Genomic DNA, 24,516 nt, shown 5'->3' on the forward strand with positions numbered 1-24,516 from the left:
TCCATGAACGCCATCCATCGAAGTCAGGAGTCCAGTCGGACCCGTATTCCCCAGGAAACGAAACGCATGTTACGCCGAGGAGGTCTCTTGCTTGGCCTGTTGCATGGGATATGGCTGATGACTCCAGAACTTCAGGCTCAGGATCGGCGGGCTCTGGACGCGTACGAAAAAGGACAGAAAGCACTCGCTAACCGGGATTTACCCGGTGCCCGGAAAGAATTTCAGCGAGCCGTGGAACGCGACGAATCCTACGGGGAGGCGTATTTTCGGCTCGCTCAATTAGCCGAGTACGACCGAAACCTGGATCAGGCGGCCGTACAGTACGAAAAGGCCATTACGCTCAAACCCGAGTCGCCGGAAGTGCAGCCGGCGTATCTCTGGCTGGGCAGTCACTATCTGCGTCGGGGACAGTATACGCAGGCAACTCCCTTACTTCAAAAGTACATTACGGGTCAACAAGCCCTGACCAAACCGACCGCCGCCCAGAAAATCGCTTTGAAGCGGGCCTCCCGCATGCTGGAGGTATGCCGCTTTTCAGAAGAAGCCATTAAACGTCCGTTGACGGTTCAGGTCAAACGCCTGCCCGATGCCGTGAACGGTTTCGAGTCGCAGTATTTTCCCGTCCTGACGGCGGATCGGCAAACGCTGTTTTTTACTGGCATTGAACAGGAAAATGGTGACGAAAACCTGTACACCTCCGCGTATACGGAAGAGGCTGGCTGGACGAAACCCCGCCTTCTACCCGGAGCTATCAATACCACGGAGAACGAAGGTACTTCCAGTATTTCTGCGGATGGGCGTACGCTGGTTTTTACGGTCTGTCAAAGCCGCTTACGCCACGGATTTGGGAACTGTGATTTGTACATCAGCTACCGAAACGGGCAGGAGTGGAGTGAACCCGAAAATCTGGGACCGGAAGTTAACTCCGGAGCCTGGGAATCTCAACCTACGCTTTCACCCGATGGTCGGGTCTTATTCTTCGTCTCGGATCGTCCGGGCGGTATTGGCAAACGCGACATCTGGATGAGTCGCAAGGATTCACTGGGTCGCTGGTTACCGTGCGTTAACGCCGGGGCGGCTATCAATACGACCGAAGATGAGGTTTCTCCTTTCCTGCACGCCAACGGCCGCAGTCTCTTCTTTGCCTCCGACGGGTATACGGGCCTGGGTGGTTTTGATCTGTGGCTGAGCGAATTTGACGGAACGCGTTTCTCGAAACCCGAAAATTTAGGCTATCCCATTAATACCCACGAAGATCAGGTCGCTCTGTACATCACGGCCGATGGCCGCAAAGGCTATTATTCCCAGGAAGAACGAATTCGGGCCGATCGCCATCAATCACGACTTTGGGAGCTGGACGTACCGGAAGCATTGGCTTCCCGTTTCAAACGAGCCAATGTACTGAAGGGTACTATTGTAGATGCTGCCAATCAAAAACCGCTGGCGGCTAATCTGGAAGTCATCAATCTGAAAACCAATGCTACCGAAGCCCTGCTAAGGAGCGATGCCAAAACGGGCGAATATGCGGTAGTATTGACGGATGGCAATGAATACGCCGTTTTTGTCAATCGTCCGGGGTATCTCTACAAAAGTTTGTCTTTCGATTTTTCGGGGAAAAGCACGGATAAGGTCCTCAATATGGCCTTGGAAAGTATTCGAAAAGACCAGCATGAAGTACTGAAAAATGTCTTTTTTGAATCCGGTCGCTGGAATTTGCAGGAAAAGTCGCAGGCGGAACTGGAAAAACTGGTCCGGTTGCTCAAAGAAAATCCTTCCGTATCCGTCGAAATCTCGGGCCATACGGATGATGTAGGCGAAGACAAAAACAATTTAGAGCTCTCCCTCAAGCGAGCCCGCTCCGTGATGGAATATCTCGCCGCTCATGGGATTGCGGCGACCCGGGTTAAGGCCGTTGGGCTGGGAGAGACCCGACCCGTGGTACCCAATACCAGCGAGGAAAATCGGGCTCAGAACCGTCGGATTGAGGTAAAGATTCTGTAGGAAATGCCTAGGGCGGAAAGATTGTTGGAAGCAGGAAAACCTTTTTTTACGGAAAATATGTTACCCTTGCGAGCCCAATACTGAAAACCGACAACCTTGATTTTCAGCAAGTCTTAAAAAAATCTTGCCTTTCCGGCTCGAATTGGCAATTTTTGTGAAAGCAACCGAGTTGCAACTAAGGTATTACTCCCATCATTTTATGTCAGCTGAACATATTCATTGCTTAATCATTGGTTCAGGCCCTGCTGGTTACACAGCCGCTATTTACGCTTCACGGGCAGGTCTTCAGCCAGTTTTATATACAGGTGCTCAACCGGGTGGTCAATTAACGACGACAACCGAAGTGGATAACTTTCCGGGCTATCCCGAAGGCGTAACCGGACCCGAAATGATGCAGGACCTGGAAAAACAGGCTCGTCGTTTTGGAACGGAAATTCGCTATGGTTTAGCCACGAAGGTAGATTTCTCGGATACTGCCAGTAAAAAAGTCTGGATAGACGATACGCACGAAATCTGTGCCGATGCTGTCATTATTTCCACGGGAGCTTCGGCCAAATGGCTAGGTCTGCCGGGTGAAGACATCTACAATGGTCGCGGGGTATCGGCCTGTGCCGTATGTGATGGCTTCTTCTATCGGGGTCAGGATGTTGTGGTTGTAGGTGGTGGCGATACCGCTGTGGAAGAGGCAAGCTATCTGGCTAAATTGTGCAAGAAAGTGTATCTGTTGGTTCGCCGGGATGAGTTACGGGCCTCGCAAATCATGCAGAACCGGGTAAAGACTATTGCTAACATCGAAATTCTCTGGAATACCGAAACCGAAGAATTGTTAGGTGACGAAACGGGTCTTACCGGTGCCCGTGTGAAAAACATTGTAACGGGTGAAGTGCAGGATTTATGCGTGACGGGCTTCTTCGTAGCCATTGGTCATAAACCCAATACTGATATTTTTAAAGATTTCATCGATATGGATACTACGGGTTACATCAAAACCGTTCCCGGTAGTAGCCGTACCAATGTAGCGGGTGTATTTGCCTGTGGCGATGCCCAGGACAATGTGTACCGCCAGGCCATTACTGCCGCTGGTACGGGCTGTATGGCCGCTCTGGACGCTGAACGCTGGCTGGCTGAAGTTGAAACGGCCGTAGCGGTAGGCTCAGCAGTCCTTTAAAACTAATCTTACGTAACTCCAGCTGCCCTTGGGTAGCATCAGCGGGGCTTTCGGAGCCAAGAACTCTCCTGAAAAGCTCCGCTTCTTTTTGGAGATCGACATACGAAGCCGTCAGAGACGCCCTGATGGCTTCCCTTTAGGCGTACCTAAACACATGATGAAACTAGTAACCGCTCTTTTCTTTTGTGGCATTTGTGTTTTTGCATCGACAGAAAGCTTTGCCCAACGAGAAAAAGGACTGTTTAAAAAAGCTCCCAGCATCAAGCCCAAGACGGATAGCAAGAAAACCGGTAACGAGTTTGAGCTTCCGCAGCAAACCACATCGAACTTACGTTTTTCGGAACAACTCGAACCTAAAAAGCCCGTTAATCCGGTGGTCAGCAACATGGACACCACACGGATCGACGATAAGACCGAGAAAATTCCTACGGAAACGGAAGATCAGGTTTACGACGATTCTGCGGGCGTATGGGTGACTACCCACCGCTACTTCTCCATCTGGGATCCCAACACGATTGATCCCTACAATATCAACCCACTTGATTTCGACGAGCCCGTTGAGCTTCAGTTGTATGACGATGCCAAAGGGCAATTCTGGGCAGCACCGCTGACGAAAGGGATTCTGACTTCGCAGTTTGGTCGTCGCTGGGGACGCTGGCACACCGGAGCCGACCTGGATCTGGATACGGGTGATGATGTATTTGCCGCTTTTGATGGCCAGGTACGGGTCGTTAGTTTCGACGGCGGTGGTTACGGTCGCTACGTAGTTATTCGGCATTATAACGGTTTAGAAACGTTATATGGTCATTTATCTTCCCAGTTAGTACAATCAGGCCAATTTGTAAAAGCGGGTGAAAAGATTGGACTAGGGGGCAGCACAGGCCGGAGTACCGGACCGCACCTCCACTATGAATTACGATACGAAGGGAATCCTTTTAACCCCTTAGAGGTTTATAAATTTCCGGAAAACGTAATTAAGTCCGACCGGTACCTGCTGACTTCTAAAGCGTGGGATTATCTGCGAGGCGGTGGAAATCGGGTTCAGTACGAGTACAACACCGGTGAGAAATCCAAACAGCACCGTCAGATTCGCTGGTACCGCGTACGTAAAGGCGATACGCTGTATGACATTGCTCACCGTTCAGGCGTTTCCGTATCCCAGTTGAAACGACTGAATGGATTACGGAATAGCAACCTGAGCATTGGTAAGAAATTACGGGTTAAGTAAGCCCATTGGTTTTCGCCAGCAACCGCAGGCACGCGTGCCTGCGGTTTTTTAGTATTTCCCCCTTCCGGATAGTTGAATTTATGAATTATGGTAGCATTCGCGGCTCCGGGGCCGCCTGTTGAGAGGTTCAGATGTTTTTTCAAAATACAATCAAAAGCGTTCTTTTTTTCTTGTGTTGGACTGCTGCATTGACGGTTTCCGCCCAGGAAAAGGGAGTTTTCAAAAAAACTCCATCCATTAAAGCTAAAGTTAACCCTTCCGTTTCCAGCCTTCCCGCCCGAATGGAACCCGTTCCCCTGCTTCATTCGCAACAACCCTTTGAACCTCAGAAAGTACTAAACCCGCTGGTTAGGAGTGCAGTGGATACCATGGTGGCTGCTCAATTACAGAATGATCAGTTAGTGGTGGAGACGATTCAGGAAATTCGGCCGCATGATTCGGAAAGCTGGGCGAAGGTCAGTGAGCGGTATCGCGTGTGGGATGAACACCACGTCAATCCGTACGGGTACGATATTCGGAACTTTGATGCTGCTATTTCCATTCAGTTGTATGACTCCACTCGTCAGCAGTATTGGTCAGCTCCCATGGAAACGGGTCGACCCACATCGGCCTTCGGTTGGAGACGAATTCGCTGGCATAAGGGCATTGACCTGAACCTGCAAACCGGGGACCCCGTAAAAACGGCCTTCGACGGCCAGGTACGGGTAGTAAGTTACGATAGTAGGGGATTTGGTCGCTATGTAGTAGTACGGCATTATAACGGTTTAGAGACCGTGTATGGCCATTTATCCAAGCAGCTGGTTCAGCCCAAACAACTCGTAAAGGCAGGAGAGATTGTTGGTTTAGGAGGCAATACCGGGCGGAGTACAGGTTCCCATTTGCACTTTGAGCTACGGTACGAAGGCCATCCGTTTAATCCGCTGGAAATCTTTGCGTTTCCAGAAAACATCATTCGCTTCAATCAGTATATTCTGACGCCCCGGGTATTTGCATACGTCACGGGTCGTAAGTTTGATGAAGTGCAGGCGGAAGGCGATAACGAAGAGGAAGAAGTAGAATATCGGGAAACGGATTGGTATACCGTGCGAAAGGGGGATACACTGGACGAAATCTCCCGACGTTCAGGCATCACCATTGCTCGCATTAAAGAATTAAATGGATTACGAACGACCCGACTGCAAATCGGGCAAAAATTGCGTATACGCTGATGAAATTAGATCTATTGGTGCTGGCCGCTCACCCCGACGATGCAGAAATGTCCTGCGGCGGTTTGATGGCTATGGAAGTGGCTAATGGCAAAAAGGTAGGGATTGTCGATTTCACCCAAGGAGAACTCGGTACGCGGGGAACCCCTGAAATTCGATTGCAAGAAGCAGCCGATGCGGCTAGAATGCTGGGCCTTTCGGCTCGTGAGAACCTGGGATTTCGGGATGGCTTTTTCGTCAATGACGAGGCTCATCAGTTGAAAGTCGTGGAAGTCATTCGCCGATATCAACCCGAAATTTTGATTGCAAATGCCATCGATGATCGGCATCCCGACCATGGAAAAGCGGCAGCTGTGGCCGAAACCGCTCATTTCCTGAGTGGTCTGCGTCGCATCGAAACGTTCGAACCGGATGGTACGCCCCAGGCTCCGTGGCGAGCGAGACAGGTTTTTCACTATATCCAGGATCGGTATATTAAGCCAGATGTAGTCGTCGATATTTCGGATTACTGGCAACAGAAAGTAGAGAGTATTAAGGCCTATCGCAGCCAATTCTTCAATCCAGACAGCGACGAACCGTCTTCGTATATCTCCAGCAAAGAATTTATGGATTTTCTGGTGGCCCGCTGGCGGGAGCTGGGACATCAGATTGGCGTAGAATTTGGGGAAGGGTATACTAATTACCGCCAGATCGGTGCAAAAAATCTGTCCTCGCTGATTTAAGCGTAGAATTTAATAAGACTTCATAGACGCCGGTGGTTTACAGAGATCATACTGTAAGCCACCGGCGTTTTGACTTTATGGATCAGAAGTAAAGCTAACCATTAATGTTATATATAACATTATAACGCTATTGAAACGTTAAAAAGCATTCTAAAGTTGAATAAAATGCTTTTGAAAGACTAAGTGAGCAGGACCGAGGTCATGGTCAGTGAGCCGCCAACGACTTTGTCATTGAAAAAATGGACCTCATCGGCTGATGTTTGCAGCCCGAGGGTGTACAGTAGGGGATAGTAATGGTCCGGCGTTGGGATGGCTAGCTGAGCAGCCGCTCCTAGCTTTTCGTACTGAATTAGCACTTCATGATTGCCGGAAGTAATGTGTTTTTTAAACGCTTCATTCATGGCAATGGACCAATCGTAGCCGTATTCGGGTTTATTAAGGTGTTCCCAGGCAACCATTCGCAGGTTGTGCACCATATTACCGCTACCCAAAATCAAAACCCCCTTTTTACGTAAGGCAGCTAATTCCTTAGCTAAGGCGTAGTGATAACTAGCGGGCTGATTATAATCGATGCTGAGTTGCAGTACCGGAATGTCGGCATCGGGGTACATGTGACGTACGACGGTCCAGGAACCATGATCCAGGCCCCAGTCGTGATCCAATCCTACGTGGGTGCTCGTGATGAGACGCTGGGTTTCCAGGGCGATGGGTAAGCTGCCCGGAGCAGGATACTGCACGTCAAAAAGTTCCTGGGGGAAGCCTCTGAAATCATGAATGGTCGGTGGAGTCTCCATAGCCGTCACGTGCGTACCTCTAGTAAGCCAGTGAGCTGAAATAACCAGTACGGCCGTCGGGCGGGGTAATTGCTGGCCCAGTTCCCGCCAACTTTGGCTGAAAAGGTTGTCTTCTATACCATTCATCGGTGATCCATGTCCCATAAACAATACGGGCATGGATTGAGTGGATGAATAAGAATCCGTTAGATTTTTAAGAGCGTGTAAATCCATATCGGTTAGGAATATATTAATCAAATGTAAAGTAATGGCCTGACGTTAAGGGGATTACTTCATACATACTGATAGTAGAAGTTATATGTTTTTACAATATATGTATAAACATATAAAAATAGTAAAAAATTCCCACAAGCTTATGATTAGCTTTGACGCTCCTTCACAACTTTAACCTATGCTCCGGTAGTGGGACTATGAAAATTGGTATCGAGGCCCAACGCTTATTTGACCCCCAAAAGCACGGTTCTGACTTTGTAGCCCTGGATTTAATTCACGCGTTACAAAAGATCGACCGGCGTAATGAGTACTTTATTTTTGCCCGGCCCGATGCCGACCGGGATTGTTTAGCCGAGGCTCCCAATTTCCACGTGGTAGAAATCCCCGGGTATAACTATCTGCATTGGGAGCAAGTACAACTGCCGCGTTACATGCGTCGGTTTCAGATTCACGTCTTGCACAGTACGGCCAATACCGCTCCCGTCCGTAGGGAGGTGCCCCTTATACTCAATCTGCACCATATTAATTTCATGGAAGATCGCCGAAAGACGGAAACCCGCTTTCAGCAGTTGAGTAATCGCTATCGGCGTTGGATTGTGCCCCGGGTAGTCGATCAGGCCGAACGCGTCATAACGGTATCGGAAGACGAGAAACAGCGGATTTTACAGAAATTTCCTAAAGTAAAATCTGAATGTGTACAGGTGGTCTACAACGGCGTAAACGAAGCCTTTCAGACGGTAGTACCCGAACGACAGCAATACGTCCAAACCCGCTATCGCTTACCCCAATCGTACGTATTAGGATTAGGAAGTACGGATCCTAAAAAAAATCTGACGGGTTTGCTTGAAGCTTTTTCACAACTAGCCGAAGCATTTCCTGAGGTATCGCTTGTCCTGTTGGATACCCCAGAATCCTTACTTAATGCCGCTTTAGGTTCACAGGTCCGACTTCGGTCACGAATAACGGCACTTGAAAACGTGGCTCATGAGGATATACCGGCCTTGTACCAGTTAGCCTCGGTGATGATTTATCCGTCGTTACGAGAAAGTTTTAGTGCTCCAGCTCTGGAAGCTCTAGCGGCAGGCGTGCCCTTGATATGTTCTGATTTGCCTTCGTTACGCGAGGTAGTGGGATCGGCGGCTCAGTACATTCAGCCACAGGCTCCTGACTCCATTGCTCAGGCATTAGCCGCACTGCTGTCCGACGAAAAGCTTCGCCATCAGCTAGTGGAGGATGGAAAAAAAGCCGTGCATCCTTTTACCTGGGAACGCACGGCTCGTCAAATGATCCAGATTTACGAATCATTTAAGTAAGTTGAACTTAAGGAGCTAAGCGTTCGATTGTCCAGCGTTCGTCTTCCGTCCATTCGTACTGAATACGGTCGTGGAGGCGGGAAGCCCGGCCCTGCCAGAATTCCAGCTGGCGGGGTAAAAGTCGGTAACCGCCCCAGTGCGGGGGACGAGGGATCGGCTGGTCGGCAAAGCGACTCATCATCTCTTGTTCACGAGCTTCCAGGATTTCCCGACTACTAATCACAGCACTTTGCGGCGAAGCCCAGGCTCCGATCTGACTGCCTCGGGGACGAACCGCAAAATAGGCGTCTGATTCTTCAGGGGAGACTTTTTTAACGATCCCTTCCACGCGTACCTGCCGTTCGAGTTCCACCCAGAAAAACGTGAGGGCCGCCCGGGCAGAAGAGGCCAGTTCCTGACCTTTTTTGCTGTCGTAATTGGTATACCAGACAAAGCCCCGTTCGTCCACCGTTTTCAACAAAACGATGCGGCCCGAAGGCTGACCGTTCGCTGCAACCGTGGCCAGGTGCATCGCGTTAGGTTCGGGAATCTGTAAAGAAGCGGCTTCGGTAAACCATTGACGGAACTGTTCGAGGGGATTGGCGTGTACCGTATTCTGGTCCAGAATACCCCTGGTATAGTTTTCTCGAAGAGCAGATAAGTCCAGCAGGGATGAAGCCATGGGTTTAAATCGTTGGTAAGAGGGGCAAAACAAATGCTTAATCCATAGAATTGAGCGGGGTTTCCCTGATTTTTATCAAAAAAAATGTTTCAAAACCTGCGGAATCGACGAAGCGACGCAGGCACTGGAGAAATTATTCTATTTTTGCCATTCCAATCAATGGGTAAAGGATTTCAATAATGATTGACGACAACCAACTGACCCCTGAAGAGCAACCTACGGAAGCGAATGCACCGGAAGGCCAATCTGCAGAGGAAACGACGCAACCCGCGGGTACGAGCGAACAACCCACTACTGAAGCACCGACGGAAGAAACGCAGGACGTTCCTGATTTTGGCGTTGAGGCTTCAGCTTCTGACGTACCTGCCTCTGAAAGCGTGACTCCCGATTTGGATTCTACGCCGGAAGTAGTAGCCGAGGCGGCTCCCGAGGTTGCGGAACCTTCTACGCCTACGTACGATACGAACGAATCAGAAGTCGTAGAAACGCCCGACGAACGCCCCGATGACACTACGGAAGAATCGGAAGAAATGCTTGAAACCCAAACCGACTACACGCATTGGTCGAAGCAGGACCTGGTAAATCTGGTGGAAACGACCCTGACGGCCGTGAAAGCTGGCACGGCCGACCTCAAGGTGACCGACGCCATGTTGCGGGAAATCCGTCCGGTATTCGATCATTTCAAGGTGACCGAACGTCAGGAAGCACTTCAGCGATTCATCGAAGAAGGAGGTGAGGAGGAAGGCTTTGCTTATAAAGCGGATGACTTAACGCAAAAGTTTGATCAGCTCTATGGTCAGATTCGTAGCGAACGTTCGCGTCAGTATCAGCAGGCCGAGAAAGCCCGTGAAGATAATTTTGCCAAGAAAACCGAGTTGCTCAACAAGCTGCGGGATCTGGTTGAAAATGAAGAAAAAAGCGGAGCAGGGGAGAAAAGCTGGGAAACCTTCAAACAGATCCAAACGGACTGGAAAGGTGCCGGCAACATTGCCTCGGCTCATAACAATACACTCTGGCAAACCTACCACGCTCTGGTAGACCGGTATTTTAACAACCGGAATATTTACTTTGAGCTGAAGGAACTGGATCGCAAGCGAAATATGCAATCCAAAATCGAGCTGATTGAACGTGTAGAAAAAACCGTCGCTTCCGTACAGGGTGGTGAGGAAGTTTCCGGTAAGATGCTCGACGAAGCTAACGAACAGTTCGAGGAGTTCAAGCACATCGGTCCCGCACCTAAGGAAGTAAACGAAGAACTCTGGCGTCGTTTCAAGGCGGCTCTGGATGTTTTATACGGTAAGAAACGCGAGCAAAACGAAACGAACAAAGTACAGGCCGAAGAAATCTATAAGCTCAAGCAGGAAATTGCTTCTCTGGCCGAAACCTTTACCAGTTTCCATTCCAATTCGATTAACGAATGGAATGATAAAACGAAAGCATTGCTAGCCGTTCAGGATCAGTGGAATGCGGTTAAAGGGCCAATGCCACGGGACAAAGGACGGGAGATGAGCCAGAAATTCTGGGCTGATATTAAAACATTCTTCCGTAACAAAGGCGAATTCTTCCGTCAGCTCGAAGCTAAACGCGATGAAAACCTGCGGCAGAAAACGGCTTTGTGCGAACAGGCAGAAGGACTGCTCGAAAGCGGAGACGATTCGGCTGAAGCTACGAATACGATCATTGAGTTACAGCGTCGCTGGAAGTCCATTGGTCATGTACCCGAAAAAATGCGGGACAAAATTTTCGACCGCTTCAAAAAAGCCTGTGATGCCTTCTTCGAGCGGAAGCGTAACAAAAACGCCGGTATCGAAAAAGAATACGAATCGAACCTGGAGCAGAAAAAAGCTCTTTGCGAGGAAATTGAAACGCAGGCCAAATCCGGTGAAACCGATCTGGAAAAGCTCAACGCGTTTAAAGCTCGCTGGGCCGCGATTGGGTTTGTGCCTCGTAAAGAGATGCAGAACATTCAGCAACGGTACATCAAAGCTGTAAATAGTTACGTAGCAGCAATGGGTAAACTGAGTGCTCACGAAAAAGAACAACTCGTGCTGGAAAGCGAAGTTGAGCTCATCAAGCAGGACCGCGGTCGGGGCGGCTCGGGTGATTTACGCGGACGGGAAAACGATATTCGCCGTAAAATCCGTACGCTGGAAGACGAAATCGCCCAGATGGAAAATAACCTGGCCTTTTTTGCCAACTCTAAAAATGCCGATAAGATCAAACTAGATTTTGAAAAACGGATTGATCGTTCGCGTAAGGATCTCGAACAACTCCAGCATCAGCTACGGGTCGTTCGCGAAGCTGAAGACTAGTAAAATAAAAAAAGCCTCACCGATACGTGAGGCTTTTTTATGAAAAATATCTTTGTGGATCAGCTACTTACAAAACTGCTCAAAAAAAATATAGCTGCAAGGTTGACAAGGGCTGAAAATTACTTTAGTTTTGCGGCACGTTTGAAGGAAAACAACACCGACAAACAAAATAAAGAGGCCTCCTTAGCTCAGCTGGTAGAGCAACTGACTTGTAATCAGTAGGTCATTGGTTCGATCCCGATAGGGGGCTCTTTTAAAGGTTACGTTGCGAAACGTAACCTTTTTTTATTGCCTGTGGTGGAATTAATGATGGTGATGGGTATCCAGGCAGGGGTCGTCCGGGCTTTCCGTTTCGAGCGTAGCATGTTGGATGGACAAGTGTTCCAGCGAATGCCGCAGCTCCTGTTTGACCTGGTACAGTTCAGTACCATTCAGTTCAGTAGCTATAACCACGTGGGCCGTTAACGCATTTTCGGTTGTACTCATGGCCCAGATGTGCAGGTGGTGGACATCGAGTACCGCAGGATTTTTCAGCATTTGGTTTCGGATGGTTTCTGGGTTCACGTTAGCAGGCACCCCATCCAGCGACAGCACCAAGCTATCCCGCAAGAGAGACCAAGTACTCGCTACGACCACCACGGCTACAACCAGACCAAGCACCGGATCCAGCCAGTACCAGTTCAGTCGGGGCATCAGTAAGCCCGCGACGACTACGGCGGCTGAAACCAAGGCGTCAGCCATCAGGTGTAGATAAGCTCCCTTCACATTCAAATCGTGTTCTTTCTGCCGGAAAAACAACAGAGCCGTCAGCGTGTTAATGACAATCCCAATCCCAGCTACCAGGGCAATAGTATCACCGGGTACGGTTTGGGGACTGTAAAAACGTTGAATGGCTTCGTAGCCAATACCACCCATGGCCACCAGTAGTAGTACGGCGTTACCTAGCGATACCAGAACAGTGCTTTTTTGAAATCCGTAAGTAAAACGGGACGTTGGCTGAGCTTTGGCCAGTCGAAAAGCTAACATCGACAGCAACAATCCCGCTACGTCCATCAAATTATGCCCTGCATCCGTAAGTAGAGCTAAGGAGTCGGTATACAAACCTGCCGCTGCTTCGACGAGTACGAAGGCCGCATTCAGTCCAATCCCCACTTTGAACGCCCGATTGATTTCGGCAGGGGCATGGCTGTGGCTGTGATCGTGGGAGTGACCCATTCGCTAAGTGTTTAAGGGGTTACGTATAATCTTTTTATTACTTTGCCGTAAAAGTATCGTCAGGAATCGTGCAACAGGGAATCAAAAAGAGGGTTTGTGAAGAAAGTTCAGTTTGATGTACGCTTGCCTTTTCTTCGCTCGTTGCTAAGCTTATAACTTGTACTGTATGAAATCAATTATTAACGGGGTGCTGCTTACCGGACTTGCGGGGCTACTCAGTTCGTGCTGGGCACCTAAGTGTCCGATGAAAAGTTGTCACGTAAAAATGGAGCACCGTCACGAAGGAAGGATTTACCGGGGTAGTTCCATTTTCGCTTCGCCTACGCACAGCTTTGGCTGGAAGATGAAAAACGCGAGGGGCGAAGCTGAAGAAAAATCACTGTATCGGGAGAACAAAGATCCTAAAACCAAGAAGAAGTTTAAAAAACTACTTCCCTGGGAAAAAGTATAGGCGAAAACAGAAGGCCCGTGAGCGTGGAAAAAAGGCCAAATCAGGCCCTTTGTCTTGCCGTTGGTGTATTCTTTTAAAAATACAAATAATAACGTCTCAGCGGGCCTGATTTGTTGGGTAAATCTTTGAAAAAACGGCAAAAAATCAGTATTTTTGGTACTTCTTACATAGAATCCCTCATTTGATCGGGAAATTCTGCAATTGATTTAAAATGGCTGAAACTACAGAAGACCATCTGCCCGAAAACAGTAACTCAGGTAACATTATTCCCATTAACATCGAGGACGAAATGCGAGGTGCCTACATCGATTATTCGATGTCGGTTATCGTGTCGCGTGCCTTACCCGACGTACGGGACGGCTTGAAGCCCGTACACCGCCGGGTGCTTTTTGGGATGGACGAGTTGGGCGTTAATTACAATCGAGCACATAAGAAATCAGCCCGTATTGTTGGAGAAGTTTTAGGTAAATACCACCCGCACGGGGATTCCTCGGTCTACGATACCATGGTACGTATGGCCCAGGACTGGTCCCTGCGATATCCGTTGGTGGACGGCCAGGGTAACTTTGGTTCGATTGACGGCGATTCACCGGCGGCGATGCGTTATACGGAAGCCCGTCTGAAACGGATCGCCGAAGAAATGTTAGCCGATTTGGGTAAAGAAACGGTTGACTTTCAGAACAACTTCGATGATTCGTTGCAGGAACCCACGGTAATGCCCGCTAAAATCCCGAACCTGTTACTGAATGGTTCAGCCGGGATTGCGGTGGGTATGGCCACTAACATGGCTCCGCATAACCTGACGGAAGTAGTGGATGGCATTGCCGCCTACGTAGATAATCCGGAGATTACGATTGCCGAACTGATGCACCACATCAAAGGCCCCGATTTTCCAACGGGTGGTACTATTTACGGTTTAAGTGGAATCAAGAATGCGTTTGAAACGGGCCGGGGGCGTATCGTCATCCGGGCCAATGCTACGTTCGAGCAAACCAAGACGGGCAAGGATCAGATCGTGGTGACGGATATGCCGTACCAGGTCAATAAAGCCGTTCTTCAGGAAAAAATTGCCGAACTGGTTGAAGATAAAAAGCTGGAAGGAATTTCAGCCATTCGCGATGAAAGCTCCAACCGCGAAGGCATTCGTCTGGTGATTGAGCTGAAACGGGATGCCGTACCCAATGTGGTACTGAATAACCTGTACAAGCATACACCCCTGCAAACGGCGTTCAGTGTTAATAATGTGGCTCTGGTGAAGGGTCGTCCGATGACGCTCAACCTCAAAGACATGATTCGACATTACGTCGAACACCGTCTGGATGTGATCGTTCGCCGGACGCGTTACGATCTGAAGGAAGCTCGCAAGCGGGCTCACATTCTGGAAGGTCTGCTGGTCGCCCTGGATCACCTCGATGCCGTTATTGCCCTGATTCGTAGTTCACGCGATCCGGAAGTAGCGAAAGCTGGATTGATGAATGGATCCTTCATGACAACCGCTCAACGCGAGGCGTTCCTGAATAATCCGGATCGTAGTCTGCAGATCGTTGATACCTTCAAAAATGAGGGAGCAAATAACCTCGTTCTGAGTGAAGCACAGGCCCGGGCTATTCTGGATATGCGTCTGCAACGTCTGACGGGTCTGGAACGTGATAAGATTCAGGAAGAATACAACGAGCTGATGCGTTTCATCGCTGACATGGAAGACATCCTGGCTCGCCCCGAACGTCAGTACCAGGTCATCAAAGACGATCTGACCGAGCTACGGGCCCGCTACGGCGATGAACGTCGCACGCAGATCTCGCACGCGGACGACGAACTGTCTATTGAAGACATGATTGCCGATGAAGAAATGCTCATTACCATTTCTTCGCAAGGCTATATCAAGCGTACGCCACTGGTGGAGTATCGGACGCAAAGTCGCGGGGGCGTCGGAGCCCGGGGGGTCAAAACTAAGGACGACGATTTCACCGAGCACCTCTTTACGGCAACCATGCACAATTACCTGCTGTTCTTTACCGACACGGGTAAATGCTTCTGGTTACGCGTATTCAACGTTCCCGAAGGGAACAAAGTAGCCAAAGGACGTCCCATTCAGAACTTGCTCAACATTGAAGCAGGGGATAAAATTCGGGCGGTCATCAACGTGAAAACGCTGACGGATCCGGATTACATCAACAATAACTTCATTGTGATGTGTACGGAACAGGGTACGGTGAAGAAAACTTCGCTGGAAGCTTATTCACGTCCCCGTCAGAACGGAATCATCGCCGTGAATATCAACGAGGGTGACCGTCTGCTCGATGTAGCTCTGACCAACGGTAACAACGAAATTATTATCGCCGTTGATGCCGGACGTGCAGTACGCTTCAATGAGGAAAAAGTTCGTCCGATGGGACGTACGGCTACCGGCGTGAAAGGCGTTGAACTGGCCGACGATGAAAAAGTAATTGGCATGGTGTGTGTAGTCGATCCGGCTACGGCCCAGCTACTGGTGGTTTCCGAACAAGGCTACGGCAAACGCTCGGATATCGAAGAGTACCGTCTGACCAACCGCGGAGCGAAGGGCGTAACTACCCTGAAAGTAACCGACAAGACTGGTAAACTGGTCGCCATCAAGCAAGTAAGTGACCGGGATGATTTGATGATCATAAATCGTTCGGGTCTGGCTATTCGCTTTGCAGTGGCCGATCTCCGGGTCATGGGTCGCAATACGCAGGGCGTCCGCCTGATTAATCTACGCAACGGAGATGAGATTTCGTCGATTACCAAAATCGAAAATGAAGAGCTCATCGAAGGGGTAGAGCAGGAGGGGGAACAGCCCACAACGCCGCCGGAAGAATCAACGGAGGCATGATTTTTTTGAACCTTGGGGATTAGTCTCCAAGGTTTTTTTATTCGGGTATACCTTTGCTCGTTTCGGGAAGTGTACACCAAATCTATTCCTGTGTACGTTTTCTTGAAAGCTAGAAAATCCTTTACTTCGCACAGAAAAGCAACTAAACCAAAATTAGTAGTACAATGAATAAACTCATTCTTCCGGCCTTTTTAGGCCTGTTATCAGCAACCGCCTACGGCCAGAACAGTGCATTATCGGCAATGGAAAGCGGTAAGCTCGACAAAGCAAAGGAGGAGATAGATAAAGCGGTTCAGGACCCTAAGTCAGGTGCTAAGCCTAAAACCTGGTTGGTAAAAGGTCAGGTATACGAAGCACTGTCTACGGATAAAAATTTGGCAGGTCTTGATTCGATGTCTTCTCTATCGGCTTACGAAGCTTACAAAAAAGCGATCGAACTGGATACGAAAGAAGGCAAACAGGGAAGCACGGCGAAAGATGCTCAGAAAGCCATTACCATGGCTCCTGATGCAAAAGAGAAAGTTCGGTTGTACTACGGTTTGATCGGACAGGGGAATGCTAAGTACCAGAACAAAAACTTCCCCGATGCTCTGAAGCTGTTGAAAACGGCGATGGAAGTTGATCCGAAAGATAGTACAGCCGCGATGTTCACGGGTATTGTAGCTCAGCAAACGGGTGACAATGCAACGGCGAAAGAAGGTTTCGGAAAATATCTGGAATTAGGAGGTAAAGATCCGGTCATTTTCTACACGCTGTCAAACATTCACCGTACGGAGAAAAATGACAATGAGGCCATCAAGGTGCTTAATCAGGGTATTGCTGCCAATCCGGAAAGCAAGGATTTGAAAAATGAAAAAATCAACATCTATCTAAGCTCTGGACGTACAGATGAAGCAATCAATGATTTGAAAGCTTTGGCGGATAAGGATCCGAACAACGTACAGAACGTGGTAAACCTGGCTATTTTGTACGATAACGCCGCTCAGACGACGCAAGAAGAGCTCAAGAAGTATGCTTCAGAAGCTCGGAAAGGTGGCGATTCAGAGAAAGCTGTTAAAACGGCCGAAGGTGATGTCAAACTGTACCAGGACGAAGTAACCCGTTTGTCAGCGGCCTTGAAGAAGAAGCCGACCGACAAAGAATTGAAACGTCAGCTGGGTGAGGTAAAAACGAAATTAGCCGATGCTCAGAAGAGTTTAGCTTCAGCTACTCAAGCGAAAGCAACCTCTGATCAGGCCAATGCGGGCAAAGTAGCCGAAGCAAAAGCCAAAGTAGCGGAGCTTACCAAGAAATTGGATGAGCAAAAAGGTCAGGCGAAAGCAGGTTACGAGAAAGCTTTGCAAATTGAGCCTAACAACTTCGACGCCAACTATAACATGGGCGTATATTACTTTAACGAAGGTGTACAGGTGAAGAGCAAAGTAGATGCCATGGATATGGCTTCTTACAATAAAGAAGGTAAAGCTGTAGAAGAAGAAACCGTAGCGAAGTTCAAGCAAGCGTTACCGTATTTCGAAAAAGCCTGGGCCGTTAAGCAGGAAGAAGCATTAAAGACTAACTTGCTGCAAACGTACAACATCCTGAAGCAATTGGATAAAGGCACCAACTACGACGCGAAAATTGCCGCTCTGCAGTAATCATTTCAATTCATACGTTGGTAATAAAAAAAGCTCTGCGAGAATTTCGCAGAGCTTTTTTTATTACTCAGTTAGCTATATGAGGGATTGTTATCTAGCTGTAGGGCATATGCAATTTGATTTATTTAACATAATATAAATTATAAAACAAGTATAAGTAGTTGATAATAAGGGTGTATCGGGCTATTTGACTGGTATATATTTGTATAAGAAATAAAGGCTAGCATCGTTTAGAATCCTAACCTAGCAAAAAGAAAAAGATTGAAAAAGAAATCGATCAGGAAGGCCAGCTGAGAGTTTTAATGAATGTTCCGAGCTGAAAAAATTTATTGCACGAATCGAATCCTACGTAGTAATACGAAATGCATCAGCTATTTAACGTAATCATTAAACGGGTTGCAGCGTGTGGTTGCTTTCGGAAATACATTTCAATCAACTATCCGGTGGCTATGGCTTATGGTAATCTTGAATTGAAGACGTATCGGCACGATATGATATAGCCATGTTGGCATTTCTTAAGGATCGTAGCGAACATTTTATTGAAGTTGAATCATTCGTCGCTGCAATCAAGAAGATCGGTCTGTAGACTGGTGACAACAGACATCACCAGTCTACAGGTGAAGAGACTTATCCTTCCTGTAAAATGGATTCCAGGTCAGCCGGCGAGTAATTAACGGATTTGAGCGTCTTATGATCTGATTTACGATAGACGAGCCATTTACCATTATCTTCATGATAGGCGGCCTCTGTACCATCCTTTGCCAAGTAGAATTCGACGGTAGCCTGAGCTTCGGCTTCAGTAGAGCAGGCCTTGCTCATATTGGAGCGGTGTACCTCGTTGAAAAGCTCTACAAACTTCTCTCCCAGACCAAATTCCAGTACCGCTCCCGAAAGCACGTACTGTAAATCACACAAAGCATCGGCTACGCCCACGAGGTCATTCGCCTCTACGGCTTCCCAAAATTCTTTGAGTTCCTCCGCTAATAAGGCGTACCGAAGTTTTGATCTTTGTTCGGAGGGGATCTGTGGATCATCTAGTACTGGAGCATGAAAAGTACGATGAAATTCAGCTACTTGTTGAAGAGAATTAAGTTGATCCATGTTGTATAATAACCTACTTTATGTTTAATAAGCGTTTTATTAAGAGGAAGCAGAGCCTTTATTTACTGATCAAATGTCCTGCTTGATGCATCAAATATACGCTTCCCTCCCGCCCTTTTCCCAGCTTTCCTCACCCTCAGCTTTGTAAGCCTACCCCGTTCCACGGCATGGAGATAGCTAACTTATTAGCTATTAACGAGTTACGATTCACGTGGAACAGTTATTTTTTTGCAATAAGTAATGCATTGATAAATAGGCATTTACATAGAGGTCCCTCAATGATCCCTGTATTATTTTAATAGCCCTTGGAAAGTCTGTTTATACCTTTATCCATTGATTGTAAGCCCAATGGATTTGAACTATATCTCACTATAGGCCTAGCGTTTTGATGATTGAAACGGATCTCATGCAGATGTAACGGCCTACTGTATTAATATTTTTCTTTTATCAAGAGAAGATTTAGTGCGTACGGGTTAGCTATGAAAAGAGCCTCGTTTTTGTCCATCTAATTTCAGGAATTTTTTCCAGAACGCACGCTGTGTGCTATGACCCCTTTATATAGGATCGTTCGTAGCTCTACCAAGCTATGGCTGGTGATTAATAAGATCAATCCAGCGTGACAAATAAGTGCAAATTATCTGATGAATAACCTATGATTAGACAGATGTCATAAGCCAGCTGTTCGATTCTTATACAAAAATGAATGAACTCGTGTAGGTTATTACTCGTGTTGCCATTCATCATCAGGCAATCATACTTTAGCCCTTTAAAGGCGTCACCTTATGAAGTTAACTACACATGGAGTCTGAGTCCAGTAACCCGGCACGAGAGACCTTCTAGGAAAAGTAGTGACCGAGCTCATCAAGCAGCTAGTATCTCCAATCCACTCGCTTCGCTATTCAGAATCGTAAAATTTCATAAACGAACCTATATTAAATGAATATTCATTTTTTAATGAACATTCACTAATAGATAGTTAAACAGTCCGGACTTACCTACATAATTTCCTGCCAGGTCTGATCAGAATAAAATACAATCATTTTGACGACATGTTTAGCATCAAAGGCATGATTATCGTCTACGCGAGAATGAGCTAGATCCGGCTTGCCTACGAATGCATTTCGTTTAGCGGATTCTGGAAGCTTTGCTGCGGCCGGAAATTCAGTAATAAAGGAAGCGGGCGTTTGGGCGATAGTTCGTTGTTCCGCCGAATCATCGCAAAGCCATTCATACGTAATTTCAGGATACTGCTTGACAACCTTTCGAGCAATATCCATACTGAGCCGGTTACGCTCAGAAAGAATATGAGAAATACTAGATCGGGGAATTCCGATCGTATCAGCAAATTGAGCAGCGGTTAAATTTTTGGATTCCAGTAGATGAAGGATCTTCTCTTTGTCAGTCATAAGAGTAACAATTGTGACTTATTACTGGATCAAAGGTATTTTACTTTTGTGAATTATCCAAATTACAATATAAACAGTTGTGAATTCATAAATGTAAATACATAGAAACTAATGTAAATTTACTTTTGTGCACAATTTCAATACTACAACTGATTGATTATCAATGTGATTTATTAATGTAAATAAGTTGATTTATAAATGTAACACAATTGTAGGAGGAGTAGCTTAATAAAAAAGGAGGGCATCTACCCTCCTCTATTCATTCATTATATATAACGCGATACTTATACCGCTACGTTGTTTTCGCGTAAAGCCTGATTGAGGGATGTTTTCAGATCCGTACTTTCTTTACGTTTGCCAATAATGAGTGCACACGGAACTTGGTATTCGCCCGCTGGGAATTGTTTGGTATAACTACCTGGAATGACGACCGAGTTTTCAGGAACTCTTCCGATGTATTCAACCGGTGATTGGCCTGTAACGTCAATGATTTTCGAGCTACCAGTAATCACCACACCAGCTCCTAATACGGCTTTTTTACCGATATGAGCCCCTTCTACTACAATACAACGGGAACCAATGAATGCTCCGTCCTCAATAATTACCGGTGCTGCTTGGGGGGGTTCGAGTACGCCTCCGATGCCAACACCTCCGCTTAAGTGCACGTCTTTTCCGATCTGAGCACAGCTACCAACCGTAGCCCAAGTGTCGACCATCGTACCACTATCTACATAGGCACCAATATTAATATAGGAAGGCATTAAGATAACACCTTTAGAAATGTAAGAACCGTAACGAGCAACCGCGGGCGGTACCACCCGTACACCCAGTTGATCGTAGCCAGTTTTCAATTTCATCTTATCGTGATACTGGAAGATGCCCACTTCCTGTACTTGCATCGATTGAAGAGGGAAATATAAGACGATTGCCTTTTTTACCCATTCGTTAACTTGCCACTCTCCGTTAGCAAGGGGTTGTGCTACCCGAAGCGTACCTTTGTCGACTAGATCTACGACTTGTTGAATGGCTTCTTTAGCTGAAGCTGTACTAAGCAATTGACGATCGTCCCAGATTTGTTCGATCGTAGTTTGTAATTCATTCATGGTGTAAATAGATATTTACGTAAAGGTAAGACGAAAGAACGAAATGCGATAACGTCATTTTGTCACTTCGAATAATACAATAAATGGTACAATATGAGTTGAATATTTTGTGAAGATCATTAAGCTTAATAAACAGATTGTTAGGGTATTAAGTCTTGTATTAGATTTGCTTATTAATACTGTATAGTACAATTTAGAATTTTATTCTCTATTGTTGTAAGGCTTTTGATGAGGCAAAGACAGTAGCTTTAGGTTTGAATATTTATCTATATCGGAACAAGAACTTCAATTCCTTTGCCTCCCCTACCTTGATACATAAAAATATAATACCACACCTTTTCCATTTTTCACATGCATTCAAATAGCATTCAGATGGGCTTGACTACCAATAGGCCTTAAAACGTTTTCTTAAAGGACTCTAGAAGCAAAAAGTAACAGCATTATTAACACTTTCGGTAATTAAATCTGCAATTCATCCTCATAGAATAGCTGTTTTGTATCTCTTCTTGCTGCATACCTTTCAGGATGCAATCTTAATTTTCAATAATATACCGTATCTTAAATAGACCAATAGAATAGAAGATAATTCATTTAGCAATAATGGACATTCACTTAGCTAAAATACTAATTACTAACATTATGCTAAAAATGTTTACGCTAAAATATAAGTTTTGCTAAAATATCCATATGCTTTTACTAATATATTCCTTGCATTACTAAATATTCAAATTCTACCAAATCAATTAATTTCTTTAATATTGCAACGAAAACCATAATCTATTTTCAACATGGCCAAAGTACGTGTCGCAATCAACGGGTTCGGACGCATTGGAAGACTCTCCTTCCGTCGTTTATTGGAAAAAGAAAACGTTGAGATTGTTGCTATCAATGATTTAACAGATAACGCAACCCTAGCTCATCTCCTTAAATACGATTCAGTACACGGTAAATTCGCAGGAACCGTTGAATCAGATTCAGAGAGCCTCACCGTTAACGGTAACAAAATTCACGCTTACGCTGAACGTGACCCAAAATTACTTCCCTGGGGAGATCTCAATATTGACGTAGTTATTGAATCAACGGGTCGCTTTGTAGATGAAGCCGGTGCTGGTCAGCACCTAACGGCCGGAGCTAAGAAAGTAGTAATCTCTGCTCCTGCGAAAGGAAACGTAAAGACGGTCGTATTGGGGGTTAACGACGATACACTGAACGCGGATGACAAAATCATCTCTAACGCTTCATGTACGACAAACTGCTTAGCTCCTATGGCAAAAGTAATCGACGACACCTTTGGTATCGAAAAAGGTTACATGACTACGGTACACGCGTATACGGCTGATCAGAACCTCCAGGATGCCCCCCACAGCGATTTACGCCGTGCTCGTGCTGCTGCTCTTTCGATCATCCCGACTTCTACGGGTGCTGCTAAAGCAATTGGACTGGTGTTACCTAACCTGAAAGGTAAACTGGATGGTTCTGCACTCCGCGTACCTACTCCTACCGGTTCTGTAACCGATCTGACGCTCGTATTGAAGAAAGAAGCTACGGCTGAAGAAATCAATGCTGCGATGAAAGCTGCTGCTGAAGGCCCCATGAAAGGATACCTGTTCTATGCAACGGATCCTATCGTATCTGCCGATATCGTAGGCGATTCTCACTCTTGTATCTTCGACTCAGAATTAACTTCTAGCCAAGGTACACTCGTGAAAATCGTAGGTTGGTATGATAACGAAGCTGGTTACTCTAGCCGCATCGCTGACCTGGTAGCTAAGATTGGTGCTTAATTACTGATAGCATTCGGTTTATAATAAAAAACCCTACGTCTTCCGACGTAGGGTTTTTTATTATAATTCATTAAGATCTGCTACCACAAACGTACTTCCGCCCACCACAATTAAGTCCCTAACCTCTGCCTGAGCACGAACGTAGGCCAATGCTTCATTTACATCAGGTATGGTCTCTCCACTTAAACCGTACTTAGCGGCTAATTTCTTCAATGCTTCCGCTGGCAAAGCCCGAGGCGTTGAGGCCTGACAGAATACGTATCGGGCCTGCGTTGGATATAAGGGAAGAATTTTTGACAAGTCTTTATCTGCTACAAAACCCAGTACAAACCATAAATGCTGATAATTGATGGAAGCAATCGTTTTGAACACTTCCCGAATACCCGGTTCATTATGCCCCGTATCCGCATAAGTTAAGGGCTGTGTAGAGAGCTGCTGCCAGCGTCCTTTCAATCCCGTTAAGGACACTACCTGTGCTAAGGCTCTCCGCGTATGTTCCTGGGTGATCTCATAGCCCAATTGAGTCAGTACACGCGTCGTTTCCAATACTCCCAAAACATTCTTAGCCTGGTAACTTCCCAAGAGATCCAGTTCTATAGTTTGAATCGCTTCCATTGATTCAATGGTAAGCACTTTCTTGCCTGCCTTTATTACTTCTGTTTGTACGGTATAGAGGTCCGAAGCGAACGTCAGAGGAGCCCCCAAAACATCGGCCTTGGCATGGAATACTTCGTTTGTTTCGGGTTGTCGTTCACTAATGACAACGGGTACCCCAGCCTTCATAATACCCGCTTTCTCGGCGGCAATTTTAGGTAGGGTATCTCCCAAAACGTCGGCATGGTCCCAGCCAATATTCGTAATTAAGGCTACCTCCGGTACGATTACATTCGTAGAATCCAGTCGCCCCCCCATGCCTACTTCAATTACTGCAATGTCTACTTCCTGTCGGGCAAATTCGTAAAAGGCTAAAGCAACACTTAATTCAAAGAAGGATGGCGTGACCGATTGAATAAACATTCGGTTCTCCTCCACAAAAGCAACCACTCGCTCGGGGTCAATAGCCACGCCATTAATCTTGAACCGTTCGGTGTAGTCTTTTAAATGGGGCGAAGTATACAACCCCGTTTTATAACCCGCTTCCTGCAAAATGGCCGAAAGCATGTGAGAGGAACTCCCCTTTCCATTGGTCCCCGCCACGTGAATAGTCTTAAACTTCCGATGGGGGTTCCCTAAATGTTCCAGTAAGATTTCGGTTGTAAGCAGGCCGGGTTTATACGCCTGCTTACCTGCCAAGTGAAAGACGGGCAACTGCTGATACAGATACGCGAGGGTTTCCTGATAAGTCATC

The 24,516-nt window shown here is 46.9% G+C and carries 18 protein-coding genes and 1 tRNA gene; 12 read left to right on the top strand and 7 right to left on the bottom strand.

Annotated elements, in window-relative coordinates; translation table 11 throughout:
* Positions 1–3 precede the first annotated feature (3 nt).
* The 5 genes from C5O19_RS09135 to bshB1 all read left to right on the top strand — a co-directional run bounded on the left by C5O19_RS09135 (position 4) and on the right by bshB1 (position 6,324).
* The gene (locus tag C5O19_RS09135; RefSeq protein WP_243406364.1) at positions 4–2,001 is read left to right on the top strand and encodes an OmpA family protein; all 1,998 of its coding nucleotides are present in this window, start codon (positions 4–6) and stop codon (positions 1,999–2,001) included.
* Positions 2,002–2,200: 199 nt separating this feature from the next.
* Positions 2,201–3,169, top strand: a complete 969-nt coding sequence (trxB, locus tag C5O19_RS09140; protein WP_104711520.1) for a thioredoxin-disulfide reductase — start codon at positions 2,201–2,203, stop codon at positions 3,167–3,169.
* A gap of 154 nt (positions 3,170–3,323) precedes the next feature.
* Complete coding sequence (locus tag C5O19_RS09145) at positions 3,324–4,397, top strand: peptidoglycan DD-metalloendopeptidase family protein (protein WP_104711523.1); 1,074 nt, start codon at positions 3,324–3,326, stop codon at positions 4,395–4,397.
* A gap of 281 nt (positions 4,398–4,678) precedes the next feature.
* Complete coding sequence (locus tag C5O19_RS09150) at positions 4,679–5,605, top strand: peptidoglycan DD-metalloendopeptidase family protein (RefSeq protein WP_165795984.1); 927 nt, start codon at positions 4,679–4,681, stop codon at positions 5,603–5,605.
* On the top strand, positions 5,605–6,324 hold the full coding sequence (gene bshB1 / locus C5O19_RS09155; RefSeq protein ID WP_094810354.1) for a bacillithiol biosynthesis deacetylase BshB1: 720 nt from the start codon (positions 5,605–5,607) through the stop codon (positions 6,322–6,324). The genes C5O19_RS09150 and bshB1 overlap by 1 nt, the downstream gene beginning before the upstream one ends.
* Positions 6,325–6,503: 179 nt before the next feature.
* Here bshB1 and ygiD read toward each other — a convergent pair whose 3' ends face one another.
* Positions 6,504–7,331: a 4,5-DOPA-extradiol-dioxygenase gene (ygiD, locus tag C5O19_RS09160; RefSeq protein ID WP_104711527.1), complete on the bottom strand. Its 828-nt coding sequence runs from the start codon at positions 7,329–7,331 to the stop codon at positions 6,504–6,506.
* Positions 7,332–7,528: 197 nt separating this feature from the next.
* Here ygiD and C5O19_RS09165 point away from each other — a divergent pair, with 197 nt between their 5' ends.
* A complete protein-coding gene (locus C5O19_RS09165; protein WP_104711529.1) occupies positions 7,529–8,644 on the top strand; it encodes a glycosyltransferase family 4 protein in 1,116 nt (371 codons plus the stop codon).
* Between the two features lie 7 nt (positions 8,645–8,651).
* On the opposite strand, the gene pdxH is transcribed toward C5O19_RS09165, so the two are convergent.
* Positions 8,652–9,305: a pyridoxamine 5'-phosphate oxidase gene (gene pdxH, locus C5O19_RS09170; protein WP_207766396.1), complete on the bottom strand. Its 654-nt coding sequence runs from the start codon at positions 9,303–9,305 to the stop codon at positions 8,652–8,654.
* A 179-nt stretch (positions 9,306–9,484) separates the two neighbouring features.
* On the opposite strand from pdxH, the gene C5O19_RS09175 reads away from it, so the two are divergent.
* Positions 9,485–11,617: a DUF349 domain-containing protein gene (locus C5O19_RS09175; RefSeq protein WP_104711530.1), complete on the top strand. Its 2,133-nt coding sequence runs from the start codon at positions 9,485–9,487 to the stop codon at positions 11,615–11,617.
* Between the two features lie 177 nt (positions 11,618–11,794).
* Positions 11,795–11,867, top strand: a tRNA-Thr gene (locus tag C5O19_RS09180).
* Between the two features lie 53 nt (positions 11,868–11,920).
* On the opposite strand, the gene C5O19_RS09185 is transcribed toward C5O19_RS09180, so the two are convergent.
* The gene (locus C5O19_RS09185; protein ID WP_104711532.1) at positions 11,921–12,832 is read right to left on the bottom strand and encodes a cation diffusion facilitator family transporter; all 912 of its coding nucleotides are present in this window, start codon (positions 12,830–12,832) and stop codon (positions 11,921–11,923) included.
* A gap of 166 nt (positions 12,833–12,998) precedes the next feature.
* Here C5O19_RS09185 and C5O19_RS09190 point away from each other — a divergent pair, with 166 nt between their 5' ends.
* The 3 genes from C5O19_RS09190 to C5O19_RS09200 all read left to right on the top strand — a co-directional run bounded on the left by C5O19_RS09190 (position 12,999) and on the right by C5O19_RS09200 (position 17,774).
* On the top strand, positions 12,999–13,283 hold the full coding sequence (locus tag C5O19_RS09190; protein ID WP_133163334.1) for a hypothetical protein: 285 nt from the start codon (positions 12,999–13,001) through the stop codon (positions 13,281–13,283).
* Between the two features lie 211 nt (positions 13,284–13,494).
* On the top strand, positions 13,495–16,137 hold the full coding sequence (gyrA, locus tag C5O19_RS09195; RefSeq protein ID WP_104711536.1) for a DNA gyrase subunit A: 2,643 nt from the start codon (positions 13,495–13,497) through the stop codon (positions 16,135–16,137).
* A 164-nt stretch (positions 16,138–16,301) separates the two neighbouring features.
* Positions 16,302–17,774, top strand: coding sequence for a tetratricopeptide repeat protein (locus C5O19_RS09200; RefSeq protein WP_104711538.1), 1,473 nt, complete (start codon positions 16,302–16,304; stop codon positions 17,772–17,774).
* A 627-nt stretch (positions 17,775–18,401) separates the two neighbouring features.
* Here C5O19_RS09200 and C5O19_RS09205 read toward each other — a convergent pair.
* From C5O19_RS09205 to C5O19_RS09215, 3 genes are all read right to left on the bottom strand, one after another.
* Entirely contained in the window at positions 18,402–18,875 is a 474-nt protein-coding gene (locus C5O19_RS09205) for a pyrophosphohydrolase domain-containing protein (RefSeq protein WP_104711540.1), read from the bottom strand.
* Between the two features lie 995 nt (positions 18,876–19,870).
* The gene (locus C5O19_RS09210) at positions 19,871–20,281 is read right to left on the bottom strand and encodes a helix-turn-helix domain-containing protein (RefSeq protein ID WP_104711542.1); all 411 of its coding nucleotides are present in this window, start codon (positions 20,279–20,281) and stop codon (positions 19,871–19,873) included.
* Between the two features lie 284 nt (positions 20,282–20,565).
* Entirely contained in the window at positions 20,566–21,384 is an 819-nt protein-coding gene (locus C5O19_RS09215; protein ID WP_104711544.1) for a 2,3,4,5-tetrahydropyridine-2,6-dicarboxylate N-succinyltransferase, read from the bottom strand.
* 788 nt (positions 21,385–22,172) lie between these two features.
* On the opposite strand from C5O19_RS09215, the gene gap reads away from it, so the two are divergent.
* A complete protein-coding gene (gene gap / locus C5O19_RS09220; protein WP_094810378.1) occupies positions 22,173–23,168 on the top strand; it encodes a type I glyceraldehyde-3-phosphate dehydrogenase in 996 nt (331 codons plus the stop codon).
* Positions 23,169–23,228: 60 nt separating this feature from the next.
* On the opposite strand, the gene C5O19_RS09225 is transcribed toward gap, so the two are convergent.
* A complete protein-coding gene (locus C5O19_RS09225; RefSeq protein WP_104711546.1) occupies positions 23,229–24,515 on the bottom strand; it encodes a bifunctional folylpolyglutamate synthase/dihydrofolate synthase in 1,287 nt (428 codons plus the stop codon).
* Position 24,516 lies beyond the last annotated feature (1 nt).

Origin of the sequence: Siphonobacter curvatus, assembly GCF_002943425.1 — a bacterium.
GTDB classification, from domain to species: domain Bacteria; phylum Bacteroidota; class Bacteroidia; order Cytophagales; family Spirosomataceae; genus Siphonobacter; species Siphonobacter curvatus.

Coding starts and splice junctions, on each gene's coding strand:
- C5O19_RS09135 (WP_243406364.1), top strand. CDS start 4: ATGAACGCCATCCATCGAAGTCAGGAGTCCAGTCGGACCCGTATTCCC.
- trxB (WP_104711520.1), top strand. CDS start 2,201: ATGTCAGCTGAACATATTCATTGCTTAATCATTGGTTCAGGCCCTGCT.
- C5O19_RS09145 (WP_104711523.1), top strand. CDS start 3,324: ATGATGAAACTAGTAACCGCTCTTTTCTTTTGTGGCATTTGTGTTTTT.
- C5O19_RS09150 (WP_165795984.1), top strand. CDS start 4,679: ATGGAACCCGTTCCCCTGCTTCATTCGCAACAACCCTTTGAACCTCAG.
- bshB1 (WP_094810354.1), top strand. CDS start 5,605: ATGAAATTAGATCTATTGGTGCTGGCCGCTCACCCCGACGATGCAGAA.
- ygiD (WP_104711527.1), bottom strand. CDS start 7,331: ATGGATTTACACGCTCTTAAAAATCTAACGGATTCTTATTCATCCACT.
- C5O19_RS09165 (WP_104711529.1), top strand. CDS start 7,529: ATGAAAATTGGTATCGAGGCCCAACGCTTATTTGACCCCCAAAAGCAC.
- pdxH (WP_207766396.1), bottom strand. CDS start 9,305: ATGGCTTCATCCCTGCTGGACTTATCTGCTCTTCGAGAAAACTATACC.
- C5O19_RS09175 (WP_104711530.1), top strand. CDS start 9,485: ATGATTGACGACAACCAACTGACCCCTGAAGAGCAACCTACGGAAGCG.
- C5O19_RS09185 (WP_104711532.1), bottom strand. CDS start 12,832: ATGGGTCACTCCCACGATCACAGCCACAGCCATGCCCCTGCCGAAATC.
- C5O19_RS09190 (WP_133163334.1), top strand. CDS start 12,999: ATGAAATCAATTATTAACGGGGTGCTGCTTACCGGACTTGCGGGGCTA.
- gyrA (WP_104711536.1), top strand. CDS start 13,495: ATGGCTGAAACTACAGAAGACCATCTGCCCGAAAACAGTAACTCAGGT.
- C5O19_RS09200 (WP_104711538.1), top strand. CDS start 16,302: ATGAATAAACTCATTCTTCCGGCCTTTTTAGGCCTGTTATCAGCAACC.
- C5O19_RS09205 (WP_104711540.1), bottom strand. CDS start 18,875: ATGGATCAACTTAATTCTCTTCAACAAGTAGCTGAATTTCATCGTACT.
- C5O19_RS09210 (WP_104711542.1), bottom strand. CDS start 20,281: ATGACTGACAAAGAGAAGATCCTTCATCTACTGGAATCCAAAAATTTA.
- C5O19_RS09215 (WP_104711544.1), bottom strand. CDS start 21,384: ATGAATGAATTACAAACTACGATCGAACAAATCTGGGACGATCGTCAA.
- gap (WP_094810378.1), top strand. CDS start 22,173: ATGGCCAAAGTACGTGTCGCAATCAACGGGTTCGGACGCATTGGAAGA.
- C5O19_RS09225 (WP_104711546.1), bottom strand. CDS start 24,515: ATGACTTATCAGGAAACCCTCGCGTATCTGTATCAGCAGTTGCCCGTC.